Origin of the sequence: Oscillibacter sp. ER4 (assembly GCF_000765235.1) — a bacterium.
In the GTDB taxonomy this organism is placed as follows: domain Bacteria; phylum Bacillota; class Clostridia; order Oscillospirales; family Oscillospiraceae; genus Hominicoprocola; species Hominicoprocola fusiformis.
This window is the reverse complement of record NZ_JPJG01000108.1, coordinates 1-1087: the sequence shown is the minus strand read 5'-3', so window position 1 is coordinate 1087 and position 1087 is coordinate 1. Positions and strand designations below refer to the sequence as shown.

Here is a 1087-nt window from a genome sequence, read left to right as displayed (position 1 = left end):
CCCTGCACCGTGCAGGGGCGCGGGAAAAGGTGTCCATTCTCTCACGAGAGAGAATGGGCACCTTTTGATCCCCCAAGAGAACGCAAGGGGCACTGCCCCTTGACCCCGACATTGGCAGATTGCAGCTTGAAGAGCTGCACGCGCTGCGCAATCGGGTGCGGTGTACATGGCTTCGCCATGAACCCCTGCAATTCGGCTCATCCAGCAACCGTGCCTTACTCCGTGAGGCGCGTGTGACGGTAGACTGGCGGCAGACTGCCTACGGGGCGGCATCGCTGCGCTCGCCGCATTACAAGAAAAACGACCGCGTGAGCGGTCGTTTTTATCGTTTGTCGGTGCGGCCGAGGAGGTAGTCGACGGAGGTTCCGTAGAGGTCGGCCAGTTTAATTAAAATTTGTGTTGGCACGTCGTTTTCGCCAGTCTCATATTTGGAATAACCGGTCTGCGACATGCCCAGCAGCTTCGCAAGTGCAGCTTGCGTCATATCGTTGTCTTCCCGCAGGTCTCTCAATCTCGGATACATCATCTTCACCCCAGGAAAACTATAAAGCAAGCAACTTCTTAACTTGCATGTTAATCTGTTTCAGGTTATTATAATCCCACGGAGGGATGAAAATGCCTGATTATGAAAAGATGTATCACCTGCTATTCAACGCGATCACCGACGCACTGACTCAACTGGAAGCACAGAATTACGGCGATGTTAAAGACGCCCTCATCTCCGCCCAACAAAAAGCCGAAGAAATCTATATTACAGCAGAGGACTAAAAAAGAAGCAAACCTGAACGCGGCGAACGCAGCAATGCCGCCTTGGCAGGCATCAGCAAGATCGTACAAATCCAAAGTAGACAGAAATTAGGCTGTACTTCTACAAGATGGGCAAAGCGGCAGCGGATAATAGGAGCAAGCCAAATTGTATCGCAGCAAAAAAACAGCAGGCACCCGATTCCTCAGGCTGAGCAGCTCTTCAAGCCCAAACCTCGCAATGGCGGGGTCAAGGGGCAGAGCCCCTTGTGTTCTTTTGGGGGTCAAAGGGGGGGGCCATTCTCTCACGTGAGAGAATGGCCCCCCTTATCCCGTGCAGCGC

General features: G+C 53.1%; 2 protein-coding genes. One reads left to right on the top strand and one right to left on the bottom strand.

The window, feature by feature from the left end; translation table 11 throughout:
- Positions 1–322: 322 nt before the first annotated feature.
- Entirely contained in the window at positions 323–523 is a 201-nt protein-coding gene (locus NI20_RS0113145) for a helix-turn-helix domain-containing protein (RefSeq protein WP_033121843.1), read from the bottom strand.
- Positions 524–615: 92 nt separating this feature from the next.
- Here NI20_RS0113145 and NI20_RS15475 point away from each other — a divergent pair, with 92 nt between their 5' ends.
- Positions 616–768, top strand: a complete 153-nt coding sequence (locus NI20_RS15475; RefSeq protein ID WP_197055407.1) for a hypothetical protein — start codon at positions 616–618, stop codon at positions 766–768.
- Positions 769–1087: the final 319 nt, after the last annotated feature.